The following is a 19,645-nucleotide window of genomic DNA, read 5'->3' as shown; positions in this document are numbered from 1 at the left end:
TCTCCGCGACCTTGATAAAACGGATTACAAAATGCAAAGACTTCTTCCCGGCGTAATTGCCATGGCGGCCATTGTTGTGGCCTCAAACATCCTCGTTCAGTTTCTTATTCTTGATGGGCTACTGACCTGGGGTGCCTTTACTTATCCTTTTGCCTTTCTGGTAACGGATTTGATGAACCGTGTTTACGGCCCCCACGCTGCAAGACGGGTTGTCTTTGTAGGTTTTGTGACCGGCATTATATGTTCTTTGATCGGCAGTCAGATACTGCTGCAGGGCGACGGATATGAATATGCTGCCGTTGCTTTAAGGATTGCGGTTGGATCAGGCATAGCTTTCCTGACCGCGCAGCTTGTCGATGTTTTCATCTTTGACCGCATGCGACAAGGCGTCTGGTGGCGTGCGCCTCTGGCATCTACTTTTGTCGGTTCGGCTTTAGATACCGCACTGTTTTTCACCATTGCCTTTTCTGCCCGCATTACGCTGTTTCCGGCCTCTGCAAATGAAGAAATCTCTTGGGCATGGGAGGCTGTTCCGCTGATGAATATTGGTGCGCTTTATCCGCTATGGGTGTCTTTAGCTATTGCCGATTGGTTGGTGAAAATGACCTTAGCATTGATTGCGCTGATCCCCTTTCGGATTGCTATCGGCAAAATTTTGCAACCCTCTGCATAAAACATTTTGACAAATCTTTAATCTGTGCCACCATACTTTGTATCTGAAACAAAACGAAAGGAGGTGGTCCAGTGTCTAGAGAGGTATTGGAGAGAGGTGTCGGAACAGTTTGGGAGACACACGCCTGAGGCAAACCTTGGTCGTGTGATCGACTAAATTGGTGAGCGCCTAACCGGCCCACCTCCGTAAGTCTCGAAGGGTCGTCCGCAACGGACGGCCCTTTTTGAATGATAGTAAAAACATTTTAGGGATTAGATCAGGACACCTGCAACATGCTGCGGATTTCGGATGACATTAGCCTGCAGGATTGGGAGCTGACAGAGCACTTTACCCGCGCATCTGGTCCTGGTGGACAGAACGTCAATAAAGTCAGCTCGGCAGTTGAACTGCGGTTTGAAGCGGCAAGATCTCCGTCTTTAGCTGACCCGGTTAAATCACGGCTTAAAAAAATGGCAGGACGAAAGTGGACTAAAGAAGGTGCAATTATCATCCAGTGCGATGAAACTCGTCATCAGGGGCGCAACCGTGAAATTGCGCGTGCGCGGTTGGTGGAACTGATTTCTCGGGCGTTAGTTACCCCGAAAAGGCGCATCCCGACACGGCCGACCAAAGCCAGCCAAAGGCGTAGGTTAGATTCAAAAAAGGCCCGCGCAGGCGTGAAAGTAACCCGTGGAAGATTGCGCCCAACTGATACTGCCGATGATTAATTTAAACACTGTTTGACCGCTCCCCTTGCCCTTTTGTAATCAATTCCCTACTTGTGCAGTATCAAAATTAGGAGGCCGCATAGATGATGGCAATTTACGGACCGATCAGGCTGGTTCTTGATATCGCTTTCTTTATTATGATTGTACATATCATCATGAGTTGGCTCATTAGCTTTCAGGTGCTTAATTTGCATCAGCAATTGGTGTCGCAAATCTGGTATGGTTTGAACCGGCTTTTGGAACCGATTTATAATCCGATCCGGCGCATTCTTCCTGACACGCGCCCTCTTGATCTTGCTCCTTTGGTGGCTTTTGTCATTATCATTTCCTTGCGTGACTATATTTTGCCAGAAATCCTATTGCGATAAGCAATTGTTTAGTACGGATATTTAACCTGATAGAAACTCAATTGGGCGATATTTTGGTTAATTTCATGTCTGGGACTTGTTTGATGCTGGCGAGTATGGGACACCCAATTCACGAGCATTGAAAAAGAAAAACAGGGACTTTGATGGCGCACCAAGAAACACTGCTGCGCGATGTTTTTGGGTTTAGTAAGTTTCGCCGCGGTCAAAAAGAAATCGTTGAAGCAGTGGCTTGCGGTGACAATGTTTTGGCCATTATGCCAACCGGCGGCGGCAAATCTTTGTGCTTTCAACTTCCTGCGCTGATGCGCGATGGGTTGACGGTTGTCATCTCTCCATTGATTGCTTTGATGCGGGATCAGGTGCGGGCTTTGCAAGCCTCGGGTGTTGCTGCGGGGGCTCTAACTTCGGCCAATACCCAGCAGGAAACGGATGCGGTTTTTGAGGCGCTGAACGCAGGAAAGCTAAAACTTTTATACCTAGCGCCAGAACGGTTGGCGGCGGATTCTATGCAGTCGGTATTACGTCGGTATCACGTCAGTATGCTGGCGGTGGATGAAGCCCATTGTGTGAGCCAGTGGGGACATGATTTTCGGCCCGATTATCTGCGCATTGGCGCATTGCGACGTGCTTTGGGCGTGCCCTTGGCTGCTTTTACAGCAACCGCAGATGCCGAAACCCGGCAAGAGATTGTCGAAAGGCTATTCGACGGTGCAGCGCCCACTACATTCCTGCGCGGCTTTGATAGACCCAACATTCATTTATCCTTTGCTATCAAAAATGCCCCCCGAAAACAGCTACTTGCCTTTGCTCTGGCGCGAAGAGGGCAATCTGGCATAGTGTATTGTGGTACTCGGGCCAAAACCGAAACGCTTGCCGCTGCACTGAGGGAAGAGGGACATTCAGCCTGCCACTACCACGGCGGGATGGAGGCCGATATGCGGCGCGATGTTGAAGCCCGGTTTGCCACCGAGGATGGGTTGATTGTCGTGGCAACTGTGGCCTTTGGGATGGGGGTGGATAAACCTGACATCCGCTGGGTTGCGCATGCTGACCTGCCCAAATCCATCGAAAGCTACTATCAGGAAATTGGCCGCGCTGGGCGCGATGGGGCGCCAGCCGAAGCGATTACGCTTTATGGGGCAGAAGATATTCGCCTAAGGCGAAGCCAAATCGACGAAGGATTGGCCGACGCCGATCGGCGTTTGGCCGATCATGGCCGCTTGAATGCATTGCTCGGTTTGGCAGAGGCGCTAGAGTGCCGCCGCAAATCGCTTTTGTCCTATTTTGGTGAAACAAAAATCACCTGTAAAAATTGCGATTTATGCGACCAACCACCAGAGATATTTGACGGAACCGATGTTGTTCGAAAAGCTCTGTCGGCGGCCTTGCGTACCAAAGAAACCTTTGGCGCTGGGCATTTGATCGATATTTTACTTGGTCAGGAAACAGAAAAGGTCCGGCAGCGCGGGCATCAGGACCTGCCCACCTTTGGGGTCGGCAAAGACCTTTCGAGGGCGCAATGGCAAGCGGTTTTTCGGCAAATGATGGGCCATGATTTAATCCGGCCCGATAAAGAGCGTATGGGCGCCCTTCGAATGACGGATGCAGCATTGCCTGTGCTGCGTGCAGAGCAATCCATATCGCTGCGAAAAGACACGATGAAACAGATTCAAAAAGGCGCTGAGGCAAAGGCGCTCGTTAGTGAAGAAGATGCGCCCTTACTGGCGGCTCTTAAAGCACAGCGCCGCCAGTTGGCTGAGTCTGCGCATGTGCCAGCCTATATCATTTTTAATGATCGCACCTTAATTGAGATGGCTCAAAGCCGTCCACAAACCCTTGATGATATGGCGCGCATTAACGGTGTAGGGGCCAAAAAACTGGAAAATTATGGTCTGACATTTTTAAATGTGATCAACGAAAGCGTCACACAGCCCCATCCGCAGCGTAGAAAGCTTGCGGGGCGCAAGGATGGCGAGCTTTATGACCGGTTGCTTGAGGTTCAGGCCGAACTGTCACGCGGAACGCAGGGCATTGATAAACCTCTTACTTGCTCGGCCGCATTACTGGCCAAACTTATTAAGCTAAAGCCGCGCGATCTGGACAGCATGGCAAAAGTGCTGGGTGATCAAAAAACACATCGGTTTGGCCAAGCGTTTCTGGACGTTTTTGAAAAAGCGCCCTAGATAACAGGGTGTAAACATTTGAGGTTGCTCATGCTGGTTGTTGTATCACCCGCTAAAAAACTTGATATGGACCCGGTTGCCGGATTGCAGCCAACACAGCCAGTGTTTCCTGAGCGTACGCGCGAACTGGTAACAGAAGCAGCGAAACTGACAAGCGGTGAGCTTGCAAAGCTGATGAAGATCAGCCCCAATTTGGCAAAACTCAACCATCAAAGATTTTCTGATTTTGGCAGCCAAAATCGCAAACCCGCGGCCTTTGCTTTTGCAGGAGATACTTTTCAAGGGCTAGAGGCGGCAACCCTAGATGCAGACGCATTGCGGTGGGCACAAGAGCATTTGCGGATTTTATCAGGTCTTTACGGGATACTGCGCCCCTTGGATGAAATTGAACCCTATCGGTTGGAAATGGGCAGCCGGTTAAAGACTGAACACGGTAAAAACCTTTACGAATACTGGGGCTCAGCATTGGCGTTAGAGCTTAGCGCGCAAGCAAAAACCACAAAAAGCACAGCCATAATTAACTGCGCTTCACAAGAATATTTTCAAGCCGTGGACACCCAAGCACTGTCAATGCCGGTAATTTCGCCGGTATTTATGGAAAACACTGAAAAAGGCCCAAAAATTATTAGCTTTTATGCAAAGCGTGCGCGTGGAGCGATGGCGCGTTTTGTTGTTTCAAACCGGATCTCAAACACAGAGTCACTATGTGATTTTGATGCTGGCGGATATCGGTATAAGCCTAATTTATCCACTGAAAACAAGCCTGTTTTTCTTCGCGGTTAGGGCATTTGGCCGCAGCCCGGTGACAATTTGTTTCCTGCAGATTATATGACTTTTTTATATTTTTATCTAAGGAATTTGTTTATGAGTTTTTTTGTGTTTGGGCATCGGTCCCCCGATACGGATAGTACCGGCAGCGCCATAATCTGGGCTTGGTATCTGACGGAAATTAAAAAGACACCTGCCACCGCCAAAGTGCTTGGTGAGCCGAATAATGAAGCAAAATTTGTTTTGAACTTCTGGGGAATCAGCAAGCCTGATGTTCTTGGTGAATTGGCAGCAGAGACCCCGGTTGTCATTGTTGACACCAACAATCCCGACGAACTGCCGGAAAACATCAACCAATGCCAGATACAAGAAATAATCGACCATCATAAATGGGTAGGCGGTTTAGCTACCAAAGACATTATAAATATTACCGTGCGGCCCCTCGGATGCACGGCAACCTTGATGATTGAGTTGATGGGCGTCAAGGTGGCGGATCAAATGCCTGATCGTTTAAAGGGGCTGGCGCTGTCGTGCATTCTATCAGATACTCTAGTTTTCAAGAGCCCGACAACAACCGAGCAAGACCGCAAAGTGGCGGAAAATCTAGCTGTGGATTTAGGGATCGATATCAAAAGTTATGCAAACCAAATGTTGCAGGCCAAATCAGATATTTCAGGTCTGAGTGACAGCAGCTTGCTCACATTGGATAGCAAAGATTATGTGATAAATGACACAAAATTTAGAGTGTCGCTACTGGAAACCCAAACACCCGGGGCTGTTCTATCCCGTAAGGCTGGACTGAAAAAAGCAATTCCCGATACCATTGCATCAAGCAGCATCGATCAGATTTTGTTGTTTGTGATTGATATATCCAGAGAAGAGGCAACTTTGATAATTCCAGACGAGCATACCAAAGCGCTTGCAGAGCTGGTATTCGGGGCAAAAGTGACAGAAGATACAATGGTTTTACCGGGCTTAATGAGCCGCAAAAAACAGATTGTTCCTGCGCTACATCGATCGCTAGATGGCAACTGTAATTTGGCGGCTTGATGGATTAAGCCGCCAAATTCTCTCAAGCTTAAAATTTAAAGAGTGCTGTATATTTCAACGTGTGGGTAAAAACCAAATACCGGAATGCATTTGGGCAGCACAGAAAGCTACAGTTTCAAAATTAATTGCAGAGAGAGGCGGTTTTCCCACTTTGGGCTTTACGCCCGGCTCAGCTGTAAAACGACAGTTAACAAAAATGATAGGAATTGAATAAAATTTATATTTTTTAGATAGTTAGTTAGTACATACGCTGTCAATTTTGGTATTTGCTGCACCTTCGCTTTGCATCCAAATCAGCTGTAATTTGTCAACCTGCAGATCACACGATTAGCTGGGTTCTCTATTTGTGGATTAATGTGTTGCAACGCTGGCAGAAATATAGGTAAAACCCGCCCTAACAGTTTCTTAGCACAAAAAAGGAAATCCACGGATGACTCATTTATTGGCGCTGCCGCCCGCACTTGGCGTGTTGGGGTTAATCATAGCGTTTGTTATTTACCGGATGGTATTACGGGAAGACGCAGGTGACGGCTTAGTGAAAAAAATCGGTGACCAAATCCACTTGGGGGCCATGGTGTTTATGCACCGCGAGTATAAAATGCTTGGGCTTTTCTGCTTGGTCTTGCTCGTGGGAATTTATTTCTCGCCACTGGGCCTAAACACAGCGATCTCATTTGTCGTCGGTGCGGTTTCCTCAGCGGTTGCAGGCTATCTTGGGATGTTCTCAGCAACCAAAGCCAATGTCCGTACAGCTGTTGCGGCGAACCAGCATGGCGAGGCAAAGTCTCTGTCGGTTGCCTTTCTAGGTGGATCGATTATGGGGCTTTGTGTTGCATCGCTTGGCTTAATGGGTCTGGGCGGTCTATATTACTATTTTGGCGGTGACCCGCACACTGCACATGCCATTCACGGCTTTGGTATGGGCGGATCGACAGTTGCGCTATTTTCCCGTGTTGGCGGCGGTATCTTTACCAAAAGCGCCGATGTCGGAGCGGATTTGGTCGGCAAGGTTGAAGCCGGCATTCCAGAGGATGATCCACGCAACCCCGGTGTGATTGCTGACAACGTTGGTGATAATGTCGGCGATATTGCGGGCATGGGATCAGATATCTTTGAATCTTACTGTGGCGCAATGATCGCATGTATTGCTATCGCTTCAACAATGGCGATCAGCCCCGAACTTCAGGCTTCGATGATGGCTCTGCCTTTGATGCTTGCAAGCATAGGTTTGATCGCGTCGGTTCTGGGCATCATTGTGGTCAACTTGCGTTCCGGTTCAGCCCCCGAAGCGGCGCTGCGCAGCGGAACAATGGGCGCACCACTGGTCTTCATCATCATGGCATGGTTCCTGATCCAAAACATGGGAATTTCGGCAAATTACTGGTGGGCCGTTGTAAGCGGGGCTGTAGGCGGTATCGCAATCGGCTTGATCACTGAATATTACACTGGCGGCGCCCCCGTGCGCAAAATCGCTAAATCGGGCGAAACCGGTACAGCCACTGTGATGATCACCGGCCTTGCGGTCGGACTTGAATCAGTTGTTGCACCGATTTTGGTGTTGTCATTGATTATCTTTATCTCAACATCACTTGCCGGTCTTTATGGTGTGGGCATTGCTGCGGTCGGTATGCTGGCCACAGTTGGCATCACCATGGCAATCGACGCATACGGCCCTGTTGCAGACAACGCTGGCGGCATTGCTGAAATGGCTGGTATGGGCGAAGAGACACGCAAAATCACAGATGGCCTTGATGAGGTTGGCAATACAACAGCAGCGATCGGTAAAGGCTTTGCCATTGGCGCTGCTGCTCTGGCCGCTTTGGCGATCATTGCTGCGTTCTCGGAAACCGTTGAGGCCGCTTGGGCTGCCAGCGGAAGAGGCGCGTTCACATTGCAAATCTCTGATCCTACGGTTTTGATTGGGATGTTTATCGGCGGAACGATCCCGTTCTTGATTGCATCCATCACAATGACAGCTGTGGGCGAAGCGGCGTTTGACATGATCAACGAAATTCGCAGACAGTTCCGTGAAATTCCTGGATTGCTAGAAGGCAAAGCAGAGCCGGATACAGCAAGATGTGTTGATATTGCGACAACCGCTGCGCTTAAGCGGATGGTCCTGCCGGGTGCAATTGCTGTTGGTGCGCCAGTGGTGATTGGTTTTGGTCTTGGCGCTCAGTCGCTTGGTGGCATGCTTGGCGGCGCGCTTCTGGGCTGTGTGCTGATGGCCCTTATGATGGCGAACGCCGGTGGGGCTTGGGACAATGCCAAGAAGTACGTCGAAAAGGGCAACCTTGGCGGCAAAGGGTCCGAAACCCATAGTGCCGTTGTTGTGGGCGACACAGTTGGTGATCCGTTCAAAGACACATCAGGTCCGTCCATGAACATTTTGATCAATGTTATGGCCATTGTCAGCTTGGTGATTGCGCCACTGCTTTAAAGACTTATGCAAAGCCCCGACAAGCTTCGGGGCTTTGCCCACTTTTTAATTCTCTGACATTGATAAATACTGGGCTGCGTTAAAATGTTAATTTGCGCCGTTTTGCGGTGAAATGGTACATTAGATAATATCCACCCCGTTGATCCTTTAAGTGTATTTTCAATTTGCAAAACGAATGATACCACGGCAGCAGGTGGAAAATGCAATACTGCTAAAGGATCACAATGACGCAAATCATCAGCGAGCTTTCGGAAATTTCTGCCCAGTATGATGCCCTCTTTGTTGATCTGTGGGGCTGTGTTCATAATGGTGTCAAAGCCTTTCCCGCCGCCAATCAGGCGCTTAAAGAGTATCGCAAGATGGGCGGCAAGGTTATCTTGGTGACCAATTCCCCGAAGCCGCGCGCCGGGGTTCAAAATCAGCTTGGTACATTTGGCGTTGATGATGAAGCCTGGGATACCATTGCATCTTCGGGTGACAGCGCACGCTCAGCCCTTTATCAAGGCGCAGTCGGGCAAAAGGTGTATTTTATCGGTGAGCCGCGCGATTTACCGTTTTTTGATCCGTTGAAAATTTTGGATGATCCCATTGATATTAGCCGCGTTTCTTTGGACGAAGCCGAAGGTATCGTGTGTACTGGCCCATTTGATGCGAAAGCAGATCCACAAGTTATGCGCAAGGAGTTTTCATACGCACAAAGCAACGGTTTAAAACTGCTCTGTGCAAACCCTGATATTATTGTAGATCGGGGAAGTACCCGCGAATGGTGCGCCGGGGCCTTGGCGCAGCTTTATAGCGAAATGGGAGGCGAAAGCCTTTATTTTGGCAAGCCCCACACCCCGATTTATGATCTTGCGCGCCGTAGGTTGGCGGCAATGGGTGAGCCAATTCCAGACACAAGAATTTTGGCTATTGGCGATGGCATTCAAACAGATATCAAAGGCGCGGTGGATGAAGGCATTGATGCTTTGTTCATCTCGGGCGGTTTGGCCGCCGAGGAAACCAAAACAGAAAATCAACCTAATCCCGAAGCGTTAAACACTTATCTTGCCACCCAAAACCTAGCACCACGCTATACAATTGGGTTTTTACGCTGAAACAGGGGTTGATTTTCTGCACCTGCAAAGTAATAAAGTTTCTCAATACATACATTATTCGTAAAAAAATTACATGAAAACCTTGAGGAACCCATGTTGGACAATCTGCCACGCGGAACAATTTGTATCGAAGATATAGAAATGGGCATGACCCGCCACCTCAGAAAAGTGGTGAGCGATGAAGATATAGAAATGTTTGCGCAAGTGTCTACGGATCATAATCCCGTTCATCTAGACGACGCCTATGCGCGGGATACAATTTTTGAAGGAAGAATAGCCCACGGTATGCTTACGGCGGGACTTATTTCGGCAGTGATTGGTGAACAGCTTCCTGGTCACGGGACGGTTTATCTGGGACAGACTTTAAAATTTCTTGCGCCAGTAAGACCCGGGGATATGGTTTACGCCGAGGTGAAGGTCACGGATATTGATCTATCAAAACGGCGGGTGCGCATGGACTGCCTGTGTCAGGTAGGTGGGAAAAACGTTCTGGTAGGTGAAGCTACTGTTTTGGCCCCAAGTCGAAAATTTGATTAACCCATCGCTCGCCCTTGCGTCTGACTAATTTGAGCGCTACCTCAAATCTATGAGAATTATTCGTGATTATAAATATGTAGAGCCTCAGGACAAAGGCGCGAGTGTTGCGATTGGCAACTTTGATGGTGTCCATCTTGGGCACCAATCCGTGATTGATATCGCCCGAACCCAAGGCAGCTCTATTTCCGCCCCCTTTGGGGTTTTAACATTTGAGCCGCACCCAAGAAGCTATTTTGCTCCTAATGCGCCGGACTTTCGTTTGATGAGTCCAGAGGCCCGCTCAACCCGGTTAGAAAAACTTGGGGTCGAGCGTCTCTATGAGCTAAATTTCAACGCGGCCCTTTCAGCGTTGACGCCGCGAGAGTTTGCAAAAGGCGTCATTGTCGATGGTTTGGGGCTAAAGCACATCGTGGTTGGCGCCGATTTTCGATTTGGCAAAGCCCGTGCAGGCACGGTAGAGGATTTAGTGAGCTTTGGGCATGAATACGGCTTTGGGGTCACGATTGCGCCTTTGATTGCAGCAGGTCTTGGTGAAGTATCCTCAACCTCCATTAGAACGGCACTTTCTGAAGGACGGCCGCGCGATGCGGCAGATCAGCTTGGCCATTGGCACCGCATAGAAGGCCCAGTCATCAGCGGCGAGCAGCGCGGCCGCGAGTTGGGCTATCCAACCGCCAATATGTCAATGGATGGTTTGCATCTTCCAAAACTTGGTGTTTATGCGGTAATGGTGGATATTTTAGAAGGCCCGTTTGCCGGGTCTTACCACGGCGCAGCATCATTGGGCGTGCGCCCGATGTTCGGGGAAAACACCCCAAACTTGGAAACCTTTATCTTTGATTTTTCCGGCGACCTTTATGGTACCAGCCTGTCCATTGGATTGGTTGAGTGTCTTCGCCCTGAGCTGTCATTTGACGGTTTAGAGGCACTTATAAAACAAATGGATGCCGATTGCCTTTTGGCGCGTGAAATACTGGCTGCAAAATGACCCAGCGGGACCGGGGTGAGAACAGCGGCCTTAGCGCAGAGTTCTGGAAGAAAAAGTCCCTTGCCGAGATGTCGGTTGATGAATGGGAAGCGCTGTGTGATGGCTGTGGAAAATGCTGCCTGAATAAAATCGAAGATGAAGACAGCGGCGAGGTATTTCTAACCCGCGTTGCTTGCCGTCTATTTGACAACGATACCTGCCGGTGCAGCCAATACAGCAACCGGCATCAGTTTGTTCCTGAATGCATTTCGTTGACCCCAGACAGCATTCCAACGCACGCCTATTGGCTTCCAAAAACCTGTGCCTATTTGTTGCTATGGCAGGAAAAACCTCTGTTTGACTGGCACCCTCTGATCTCAGGATCGCCGCAAAGTGTTCATCAAGCAGGGATTTCCATTCAAGGGCAAACTGTGCCAGAGTTCGAAATTGACGAAGATGATTGGGAACATCATTTGATTGAGGAGCAGTAAGCTTTGTTTTTTGAATCGGACAATGCTGGACCTATACCAGATCAAATTATTGATGCCATAAGGGACGCAAATAGTGGCTATCACAAAGCTTATGGTGATGACAGATTTATGGCCGATGTGCAGGGCAGTCTGCGTCAGGTTTTTGAAGCGCCCGAGGCCGCCGTTTATCTTGTTGGCACGGGCACAGCGGCAAACGCTCTGGCATTGGCCACCCTAAGCGAGCCATGGCAAACAATTTTCTGTTCTCCAGTTGCGCATCTCCACGAAGATGAATGCAATGCGCCAGAGTTTTTCACCGGCGGTGCAAAGCTGACCTTGATCGAATGTGATGACAAAATCACCCCTGATGCTTTGAGAGCTGCGGTCACTGCCCAAGAAACCCACGGCGTACATGGCCCGCAAAGAGGTCCGGTTTCACTAACCCAGACAACCGAAAAAGGAACGCTTTATTCTCTGGATGAGCTTCGGGCTTTGACGAAAATTGCAAAATCATATGGAATACCTGTCCATATGGACGGCGCAAGATTTGCCAATGCCTTGGTATCGCTTGAGTGCAGCGCCGCCGATATGACGTGGAAGTCAGGAGTTGACGCGTTGAGTTTTGGCGGGACTAAAAACGGGCTTATGGGTGTTGAAGCGGTGATCTTTTTTGATCCAAAGCACGCTTGGGAATTTGAATTAAGGCGCAAACGTAGTGCGCATCTGTTTTCCAAAACCCGCTATCTGGCGGCTCAAATGCAGGGATACCTCAAAAACGATTTATGGTTGGACCTAGCGCGAAAAGCCAATGCCAATGCCAGTTATTTAGCGCATGGCTTGCGTCAAATGCCACATGTGAACTTTGCCTATGAACCGCAGGCCAATATGATATTTATTCGCCTAAGCCGTGCAGATCACCAAAAAGCAAACCGGGCTGGGGCGGACTATTCATTGAGGAACAGCGATCTAGACAACGGACCGGCCGATGAAATCCTAACCGCCCGTTTTGTCTGTGATTGGTCCATCGAAAAACACCAGATTGATATATTTCTGGATATTATGCGGGATATCTAAGACGTTTTGGGACGGCTAGCATCATGAAAAGACGCTAGATGAAAGCCTCTTAGAAATCCAAATTGGCAACGTTGAGAGCATTTTTCTGAATAAATTCACGGCGGGGTTCCACCACATCACCCATCAGCTTGGTAAACAAATCATCTGCTTCAGCGGCATCATCAATTTTGACCTGAAGAAATGTGCGCGCATCCGGATCAAGCGTAGTTTCCCATAGCTGGCCCGGGTTCATTTCCCCAAGGCCCTTATAGCGCTGTAGCGAAAGCCCTTTTTCGCCCTCATCCAAAATTGCCTGAAGCAAGCTAAGCGGCCCAAAAATCATTTGGCTTCGTTCTTTGCGGTGCAAAGATGCTGCTGCACTATAGGTTTCTTGCAGGCTTTGGGTAAAGCTTCCGGCTTTATGCGCCTCGCCTGATCGCAGCATTGGCCCGTCTAAATTTCTTGCTTCTTCAACACCGCGCAAAATGCGGGTTAAACGAATACCGTGATCTTGAGTAATGCGGCCTTGCCAACCGCGTTCATACTCTTCCGCAATCAGGTTCAAGCGCTCTGCAACCTTATCCGCTGTCCCTTTTAAATCGGCATCCACAACGCCCGGCACAAACGCACCGGCTATGGCGGCCTGTTCTAGGATATGGCGGGGGTAATATGTGGGAAAGGCATCAAGAACACGCTTTAGTTGCCGTGCTTCTTCAACCACCCGCACAAGATCCTGACCGGCGATTTCACTGCCACCACTAAGCTTTAGAACCGCGCCTTCTACGCCTTGCTGTATCAGATAATCTTCAAGCGCGGCTTGGTCTTTTAGATAAACCTCGGATTTACCGCGGCTGACTTTAAACAAGGGCGGCTGGGCAATATAAAGAAATCCGCCTTCTATTAGTTCGGGCATCTGGCGGTAAAAGAATGTCAGCAGCAAAGTTCGAATATGCGCGCCATCCACATCCGCGTCGGTCATGATTACGATTTTATGATAGCGCAGCTTTTCGATATTAAATTCATCGCGACCGATTCCCGTCCCAAGGGCCATCACAAGATTTCCAATTTCCTGACTGTTGAGCATGCGGTCAAAACGCGCGCGCTCGACGTTTAGAATTTTGCCCCGCAAAGGTAGAACCGCTTGGGTTCGCCGATCACGTCCAGTTTGCGCAGAGCCGCCGGCGCTGTCACCTTCGACCAGAAAGACTTCGGATTTGGCCGGATCTTTTTCTGAGCAATCTTTAAGTTTGCCGGCAAGATAATTTACATCCATTGCGGTTTTGCGGCGGGTTAATTCGCGTGCTTTGCGGGCTGCTTCCCGCGCCAAAGCCGCTTCGATGATTTTACCGACAATAATCTTGGCTTCGTTCGGGTTTTCTTCAAACCATTCGCCAAGTTTTTCATTGACCAAACCTTCTACGGCGGGGCGCACCTCAGAGCTGACCAATTTGTCTTTGGTCTGGCTGGAAAATTTAGGATCTGGGACTTTTACAGATAACACACAGGTCAACCCTTCACGCGCGTCGTCGCCCGTAAAGTTAATCTTTTCCTTTTTTGCGATCCCGCTGGACTGTGCATAATTGTTGATTGTCCGGGTAAGAGCGCCGCGAAATCCGGCCAAATGCGCTCCGCCATCGCGCTGCGGGATATTATTAGTGAACGGCAGTACATTTTCATGATAGCTGTCGTTCCACCACATTGCGACCTCAACCCCAATATCGTCGCGCTCACCGCTCATGAAAATGGGTTCGGGCAAGGCCGAAGTTTTTGAGCGATCGAGGTATTTCACAAATTCCTTTACCCCACCCTCAAAAAAGAGCTCGCTTTTAAGTGCCTCGGCAGGCCGAAGGTCTTCTAGGATAATTCTGACACCAGAATTTAGAAAGGCCAGCTCGCGCAGGCGTTTTTCGAGGATATCAAAAGAATAATCCAGATTAGAAAAGGTTTCGGTTGAGGCCAGAAACCGCACCTCGGTGCCGCGCCGGTCACCCTCATCGCCGACAACTTTTAGATGTTCGCTGGTTTCGCCATTTTCAAACTTTGCATAATGCTCTTTGCCGTTCCGCCAGATGCGCAGCTCAAGCCAGACTGACAAAGCGTTAACCACAGAAACACCAACGCCATGTAGACCGCCGGAAACTTTGTAGGAATTACTATCAAACTTACCACCTGCATGCAGTTGGGTCATGATAACCTCAGCTGCAGAAACACCCTCTTCTTCGTGGATATCCACCGGAATTCCGCGACCATTGTCAGAAACTGAAATACTGTTGTCAGCGTTAATTTTGACGCTCACATGGTCGGCATGACCGGCCAGCGCCTCATCAATTCCATTGTCGACAACCTCATACACCATATGATGCAGTCCACTGCCATCGTCAGTGTCGCCAATGTACATTCCCGGGCGTTTTCTAACGGCCTCTAAACCCTTGAGAACCTTAATAGAATCGGCGCCGTAGTCTTGATTGTTTTGCTCGGTTTCGGACAATTCTGATATCCTATTTATTTTGGCCCCACTATATGTTTTTTTAAGAGGAATGTCACGCTTAACGGCAGCTTTTTTGCATTATGTAAGTGGGATAATGATCCCGACCATTATCAACAGAAACCCGGATAAGATATGTGCTCTGCGCAAGCCTTGCGGAGATTTCAATAAGTGTTGAGTTTGCGTCACCATCAAGGATAAAAAACAATTTCCTAAAAAGGGGATCAGGGCAGATATTGTAATGATGGCGAAAATATCCAATGCCGAAACTTGCGCCAAATCGAAAAACCCGGGCAATATGCCAAGATAAAAGAGGATGGCTTTTGGGTTACTGAGAATAACAGCGAGACCTGCAAAAAACCCTGCGGATACCCCGGGTTTGGTCAGATGGCTATTTTGATGAATTTCTCTATCTGCGTTGCGGATTAAAGAAATCCCCATGAAAAGAAAAATGAGACATGCAACCCAGCGCAAAATGATCATAAAGCCGCTGAAGGTCCCTATCACCCATGTGACCCCTAGGATGGCAAGAAATGGCCAGATGATATCGCCTACCACTACACCTAAAGCCAAAGGCCATGCCGCGTTAAAGCCGCCGGAAAGCGTGCGCGCCACGATTGCAACCCATACTGGTCCGGGTGTAATGAAAAGGATGAAAATTCCACCGGCGTACAGAAGCAGCTCAACAAAAGAAACGGTCACAGTCTGAAAACCCCTTTTAGAAGCTGGTCGGGCTTACAAACGCTGCCCCAGCCCATCAAGCTAAATTATTCCTGCGATACAACAGAAAGCCCATCGCTATCCGAAACAAAAACCATTTGGGCCCTATTTTCCAATTCGGTAAAAAGTCCCGGTTCTGTTCCGGTCATCCAAGCTTGGGCATTTAGTTCACAAATCTCGTCGTAAAGTGCGGCGCGGCGATCAATATCAAGATGGGCGGCCACTTCATCCAGCAAAAGCAGAGGGGGATCGCCGAGTTCTGCAGATAAGGCGCGTGCATTTGCCAAAATAATCGAAATTAACAGCGCTTTCTGCTCTCCAGTTGAGCAATCTTTGGCCGCCATGGCTTTGGTTTGGTAAACCCCGAGCAAATCACTTCTATGAGGCCCTAGCAAAGAGCGCCCAGCGGCCATATCGCGGCCTCTATTGTCCCGCAATGCTGCGCAATAGGCGTCAACATCTTCGCCCAATTCCCTTTCTATTTCAGCAATGGATAAATCAGCTGTTGGAAATGCGGTTTTTGCCCCAATCTGAGCTGCACGTATTTTGTCCAATGCATCCCGGCGCGCAGACATAATCGCCACACCGGCCTCTGCCATATGTCCCTCTAAAGCGGCATACCAATGCGGATCAGTAACCTGATCTTTTAAAAGCCGATTGCGTTCTCGCATAGCTTTTTCATATTTTAGGGAGTGGTCTGCATGGGCAGGTGAAAAGCTCAGGGTAATTCTATCAAGAAAGCGCCGCCGGCCTTCGGCGCCTTCAATCCACAATCTATCCATCGCCGGCACAAGCCATAGCACCCGAACAAGTTGACCTAATGTGGTTTGTGCCTTGGGTTTTCCATCCACTTTAACTTGGCGGGATGCGCCATTGGTCGAGGTAATCTCTACCTCATATTTGGTTGATTCAGCGGATATAATGCCTTCGATTTTCCAGCCTAAATTATCTGGCCGGCGCATCATATCTTCGGCACTGGCCCGGCGCAGGCCGCGCCCAGGGGAAAACAAAGAAATAGCTTCCAATATATTTGTTTTGCCTGATCCATTTGCGCCGTAGATGGCCACGGGCCGCTTGCCTGCGCTTAAACGCGCAACCTTGTGTGAGCGAAAATGCGACAGGGTTAGCGTACTAAGGTACGACATTTTTTGTATCTTTTAGGCACAACAGATCGCGTGCAAGAAACACCGAATAGATGTCTGAAAATGGCAAATCAAACGCGCATAGGCATGACGACATAAACGGCACTTGCATCGTTGCCTTCGCGCATCAAGGTTGGATCGCCAGACGAATTGAACATGAAGACCGCATTTTCACGATCAACCTGATTGGCAATTTCCAACAGGTACTTGGCGTTAAAGCCAATCTCGAGATGCTCATCACCATAGGCCACAGCCAGTTCTTCCTCAGCTGCGCCGCTATCGGGCGAGTTGACGGACAAAACCAAACGGTCTTCGTCAAGCGATAGTTTAACGGCGCGCGAGCGCTCAGAAGATACGGTGGACACGCGATCAACAGCACGTGCAAATTCACTTGCGTCAACTTCAAGCTTTCGTGTGTTACCTTGTGGGATAACCCTTGTGTAATCGGGAAACGTACCGTCGATTACTTTAGAAGTCATTGTGATATCGGGTGTTGCAAAGCGCACTTTGGTTTCTGACACAGATACGGCAATTTGCATATCGTCGTCTTCCAAAACCTTTCGCAACTCAGCGACCGTCTTACGCGGTACAATCACCCCTGGCATATCTTTGGCGCCTTCTGGAAGGTCTGCGTCGATCCGCGCAAGGCGGTGGCCGTCTGTGGCAACGCAGCGCAAGACCTGACCGCCGTCGGCTTCGCTTACATGCATATAGACACCATTGAGGTAATATCTTGTTTCTTCGGTGGAAATGGCAAATTTAGATTTATCAAAAAGACGCCGCAAAACTGGCGCAGGCGCGGTAAAGTTCGCCGTATATTCCGAGCTTGCCATCACTGGAAAATCTTCTTTTGGCAACGTTGCAAGCGAAAAGTTTGAGCGGCCGGCTTCAACGGTTATCCGGCCACTTGCGCCGTCGTCTGTCAGGGTGACTAAAGCCCCGTCTGGCAATTTTCTAACAATTTCATGCAGGGTAACCGCAGATACGGTTGTTGATCCAGCGCGTTCGACCTGCGCAACTGCGCGGTCCATCACTTCAATGTCTAGATCAGTGGCGCGGAAATGCACGTGCTCATCCTCGGCCTCGATCAACACATTTGCGAGAATCGGTATCGTATTCCGGCGCTCGACCACGGATTGTGCCTGAGAGACCGCTTTTAACAGCACGCTGCGTTCAATGCTCAGTTTCATTGCCTTTGCTCCAATCTTTGCCGGGAGGCGAAAGTTAACCTATCAGTCGTCAGGCTCAAGTGTTTTCTTATTTGCCATGCAAACAAACCCACTGTCAAAGGCAAGCCTTCTGAAACTGATAAAAAAGTCTAAATTAATGAATAATTAAGCCTCAAGCGCCCGCCGAAGCATCTCTAAGTCCTCAGCCACTTGACCGTCTTGTACTTTTAGGTCTTCGATACGCTTTACACCGTGCATTACGGTCGTGTGGTCGCGGCCGCCAAAGCGGCGTCCAATTTCAGGCAGGCTACGGCTGGTCAGCTGTTTTGCCAAATACATCGCGACCTGTCTTGGGCGGGCATAAGTCCGCACGCGTTTGGGGCCAATCATGTCAGATAGACGAATGTTATAGTGCTCGGATACTTTGCGCTGAATTTCTTCCACCGTGATTTTGCGCTCAGAAGCGCGCAGGACATCTGCAAGACAATCTTGAGCCAGCTCAAGATTGATCGGTCGTCCGACAAGAGACGCAAAGGCAAACAGCCGCGTTAAAGCGCCTTCTAGTACGCGCACATTTGTGGAAATCCGCAGCGCAAGAAATTCAAGAACATTCGGTTCAATCTCAAGTTCGGGATATTGCGGCTTATGTGCCTCTACTTTCGACTGAAGGATCCCTAGACGTAGCTCATAATCAGTTGGATGTAGATCAACCACCAAACCACACTGCATCCGGCTTTTGATCCGATCTTCAAGGTCTTTTATTTCGCCTGGAGCGCGGTCTGCCGAAATGATGATTTGTTTGTTCTGATCAACCAAAGCATTAAAAGTATGGAAAAACTCTTCTTGGGTGCTGTCTTTTCCGGCGATGAACTGAACATCATCTACCATCAAAACATCAACCGAGCGAAACAACTGTTTAAAGTCCATCATTTTGCGATCGCGCAGGGCCTGTACAAATCGGTACATGAACTGTTCTGCCGATAGATAAAGAACGTTCAATTCAGGGCGGCGGGACTGTAACTCCCATGCAATAGCGTGCATCAGGTGGGTTTTGCCCAAACCCACACCGCCATAAAGAAACAACGGATTGAATGTGACAGAAGCGCCTTCGCCAACCCGCTTTGCCGCAGCATGTGCAAGCTCGTTTGGCTTGCCAACTACAAAGGTTTCAAATTTGAACCTTTGATCTAATGGAGCACCGGGAAGCTCTTCGTCTTTTTGAAAGTTCCTGTCAGATTTAATGTTCTTAGAAACAAATTTTTGACTAGGCTCTGACTGCATAGCGTTCTTGGGCTTGTTTTCCGGAACTTGAAACCGAATACGCTGAATTTCAGCATTCGACGCCGAAATTTGATACAGTAATATATCGCCAAAATTCTGGGACACGTAGTTCCCAAGAAAATTTGTAGGCACATTAAAGACCGCTATGTTTCCTTCAACACAGCAAAATTCCAAAGGAGCAATCCAGTTAGCATAGTTATTTTGGCCAATTGTGTTTGAAAGTGTTTTTTGTAAAGCACCCCATTCGTCCTCAGTCATAATCCTTTTATCCCAGCCATCCATATCCCCTGTATTGATCCCATAACACACTGGATCAATACACCACAGTTCACCAAAAACACCGTTACTTATACGGCATGCTGTTCGCGACCCACTTAAAGCCCACAAATACAACGACCTACTTTTGTCAGGATTAAATCCGACAAAGTAAAAACAGCATAACCAAAGAAATGATCGTTGGCTTTAAAGCCTGAACAATCAAACATCACAAGGCAATGTACTGTCCCCCAAGGCGCAGTGACTCGCAAGAATCAAG

General features: G+C 49.0%; 18 protein-coding genes. 13 read left to right on the top strand and 5 right to left on the bottom strand.

The genetic code is table 11. The features are described from left to right. Positions 1-31: 31 nt before the first annotated feature. The 13 genes from GN278_00090 (at position 32) to GN278_00030 (ending at position 12,334) form a co-directional block, all read left to right on the top strand. A complete protein-coding gene (locus GN278_00090) occupies positions 32-673 on the top strand; it encodes a queuosine precursor transporter (protein ID XAT59363.1) in 642 nt (213 codons plus the stop codon). Between the two features lie 272 nt (positions 674-945). After that, positions 946-1,380: an aminoacyl-tRNA hydrolase gene (locus GN278_00085; protein XAT59362.1), complete on the top strand. Its 435-nt coding sequence runs from the start codon at positions 946-948 to the stop codon at positions 1,378-1,380. 83 nt (positions 1,381-1,463) lie between these two features. Then, entirely contained in the window at positions 1,464-1,748 is a 285-nt protein-coding gene (locus GN278_00080) for a YggT family protein (GenBank protein XAT59361.1), read from the top strand. A gap of 143 nt (positions 1,749-1,891) precedes the next feature. After that, a complete protein-coding gene (recQ, locus tag GN278_00075) occupies positions 1,892-3,931 on the top strand; it encodes a DNA helicase RecQ (protein XAT59360.1) in 2,040 nt (679 codons plus the stop codon). A 30-nt stretch (positions 3,932-3,961) separates the two neighbouring features. Then, positions 3,962-4,714, top strand: a complete 753-nt coding sequence (gene yaaA / locus GN278_00070) for a peroxide stress protein YaaA (GenBank protein XAT59359.1) — start codon at positions 3,962-3,964, stop codon at positions 4,712-4,714. An 81-nt stretch (positions 4,715-4,795) separates the two neighbouring features. Next, complete coding sequence (locus tag GN278_00065; protein XAT59358.1) at positions 4,796-5,749, top strand: manganese-dependent inorganic pyrophosphatase; 954 nt, start codon at positions 4,796-4,798, stop codon at positions 5,747-5,749. After that, the gene (locus GN278_00060) at positions 5,724-5,963 is read left to right on the top strand and encodes a hypothetical protein (protein XAT59357.1); all 240 of its coding nucleotides are present in this window, start codon (positions 5,724-5,726) and stop codon (positions 5,961-5,963) included. Before GN278_00065 ends, GN278_00060 begins: the two co-directional genes overlap by 26 nt. Positions 5,964-6,179: 216 nt before the next feature. Continuing rightward, positions 6,180-8,189, top strand: a complete 2,010-nt coding sequence (locus GN278_00055; GenBank protein XAT59356.1) for a sodium-translocating pyrophosphatase — start codon at positions 6,180-6,182, stop codon at positions 8,187-8,189. Between the two features lie 224 nt (positions 8,190-8,413). Further along, positions 8,414-9,286 (top strand): TIGR01459 family HAD-type hydrolase, encoded by an 873-nt coding sequence (locus GN278_00050; GenBank protein XAT59355.1) that lies wholly within the window; start codon positions 8,414-8,416, stop codon positions 9,284-9,286. Positions 9,287-9,379: 93 nt separating this feature from the next. Further along, a complete protein-coding gene (locus GN278_00045) occupies positions 9,380-9,823 on the top strand; it encodes a (R)-hydratase (GenBank protein XAT59354.1) in 444 nt (147 codons plus the stop codon). 49 nt (positions 9,824-9,872) lie between these two features. After that, positions 9,873-10,811, top strand: coding sequence for a bifunctional riboflavin kinase/FAD synthetase (locus tag GN278_00040; GenBank protein ID XAT59353.1), 939 nt, complete (start codon positions 9,873-9,875; stop codon positions 10,809-10,811). Further along, entirely contained in the window at positions 10,808-11,281 is a 474-nt protein-coding gene (locus GN278_00035; protein XAT59352.1) for a YcgN family cysteine cluster protein, read from the top strand. Before GN278_00040 ends, GN278_00035 begins: the two co-directional genes overlap by 4 nt. A 3-nt stretch (positions 11,282-11,284) precedes the next feature. Next, entirely contained in the window at positions 11,285-12,334 is a 1,050-nt protein-coding gene (locus tag GN278_00030) for a low specificity L-threonine aldolase (protein ID XAT59351.1), read from the top strand. A gap of 49 nt (positions 12,335-12,383) precedes the next feature. Here the strand turns inward: GN278_00030 and gyrB are convergent, their stop codons facing one another. From gyrB to dnaA, 5 genes are all read right to left on the bottom strand, one after another. Continuing rightward, complete coding sequence (gene gyrB / locus GN278_00025; protein XAT59350.1) at positions 12,384-14,801, bottom strand: DNA topoisomerase (ATP-hydrolyzing) subunit B; 2,418 nt, start codon at positions 14,799-14,801, stop codon at positions 12,384-12,386. Positions 14,802-14,879: 78 nt separating this feature from the next. After that, the gene (locus tag GN278_00020) at positions 14,880-15,500 is read right to left on the bottom strand and encodes a LysE family transporter (GenBank protein XAT59349.1); all 621 of its coding nucleotides are present in this window, start codon (positions 15,498-15,500) and stop codon (positions 14,880-14,882) included. A gap of 65 nt (positions 15,501-15,565) precedes the next feature. After that, entirely contained in the window at positions 15,566-16,672 is a 1,107-nt protein-coding gene (recF, locus tag GN278_00015) for a DNA replication/repair protein RecF (protein XAT59348.1), read from the bottom strand. A 59-nt stretch (positions 16,673-16,731) separates the two neighbouring features. Further along, positions 16,732-17,850, bottom strand: coding sequence for a DNA polymerase III subunit beta (locus tag GN278_00010; GenBank protein ID XAT59347.1), 1,119 nt, complete (start codon positions 17,848-17,850; stop codon positions 16,732-16,734). A 144-nt stretch (positions 17,851-17,994) separates the two neighbouring features. Then, positions 17,995-19,368 (bottom strand): chromosomal replication initiator protein DnaA, encoded by a 1,374-nt coding sequence (gene dnaA, locus GN278_00005; GenBank protein ID XAT59346.1) that lies wholly within the window; start codon positions 19,366-19,368, stop codon positions 17,995-17,997. Positions 19,369-19,645 lie beyond the last annotated feature (277 nt).

It is taken from the genome of Rhodobacteraceae bacterium Araon29, assembly GCA_039640505.1.
Taxonomy (GTDB): Bacteria; Pseudomonadota; Alphaproteobacteria; order Rhodobacterales; family Rhodobacteraceae; genus CABZJG01.
This window is presented reverse-complemented; position numbering and strand designations above follow the sequence as displayed.

What these genes read in the sequence shown, in the direction of transcription:
- GN278_00090 (XAT59363.1), top strand. Translation starts at nt 32, where the DNA reads ATGCAAAGACTTCTTCCCGGCGTAATTGCCATGGCGGCCATTGTTGTG.
- GN278_00085 (XAT59362.1), top strand. Translation starts at nt 946, where the DNA reads ATGCTGCGGATTTCGGATGACATTAGCCTGCAGGATTGGGAGCTGACA.
- GN278_00080 (XAT59361.1), top strand. Translation starts at nt 1,464, where the DNA reads ATGATGGCAATTTACGGACCGATCAGGCTGGTTCTTGATATCGCTTTC.
- recQ (XAT59360.1), top strand. Translation starts at nt 1,892, where the DNA reads ATGGCGCACCAAGAAACACTGCTGCGCGATGTTTTTGGGTTTAGTAAG.
- yaaA (XAT59359.1), top strand. Translation starts at nt 3,962, where the DNA reads ATGCTGGTTGTTGTATCACCCGCTAAAAAACTTGATATGGACCCGGTT.
- GN278_00065 (XAT59358.1), top strand. Translation starts at nt 4,796, where the DNA reads ATGAGTTTTTTTGTGTTTGGGCATCGGTCCCCCGATACGGATAGTACC.
- GN278_00060 (XAT59357.1), top strand. Translation starts at nt 5,724, where the DNA reads ATGGCAACTGTAATTTGGCGGCTTGATGGATTAAGCCGCCAAATTCTC.
- GN278_00055 (XAT59356.1), top strand. Translation starts at nt 6,180, where the DNA reads ATGACTCATTTATTGGCGCTGCCGCCCGCACTTGGCGTGTTGGGGTTA.
- GN278_00050 (XAT59355.1), top strand. Translation starts at nt 8,414, where the DNA reads ATGACGCAAATCATCAGCGAGCTTTCGGAAATTTCTGCCCAGTATGAT.
- GN278_00045 (XAT59354.1), top strand. Translation starts at nt 9,380, where the DNA reads ATGTTGGACAATCTGCCACGCGGAACAATTTGTATCGAAGATATAGAA.
- GN278_00040 (XAT59353.1), top strand. Translation starts at nt 9,873, where the DNA reads ATGAGAATTATTCGTGATTATAAATATGTAGAGCCTCAGGACAAAGGC.
- GN278_00035 (XAT59352.1), top strand. Translation starts at nt 10,808, where the DNA reads ATGACCCAGCGGGACCGGGGTGAGAACAGCGGCCTTAGCGCAGAGTTC.
- GN278_00010 (XAT59347.1), bottom strand. Translation starts at nt 17,850, where the DNA reads ATGAAACTGAGCATTGAACGCAGCGTGCTGTTAAAAGCGGTCTCTCAG.
- dnaA (XAT59346.1), bottom strand. Translation starts at nt 19,368, where the DNA reads ATGACTGAGGACGAATGGGGTGCTTTACAAAAAACACTTTCAAACACA.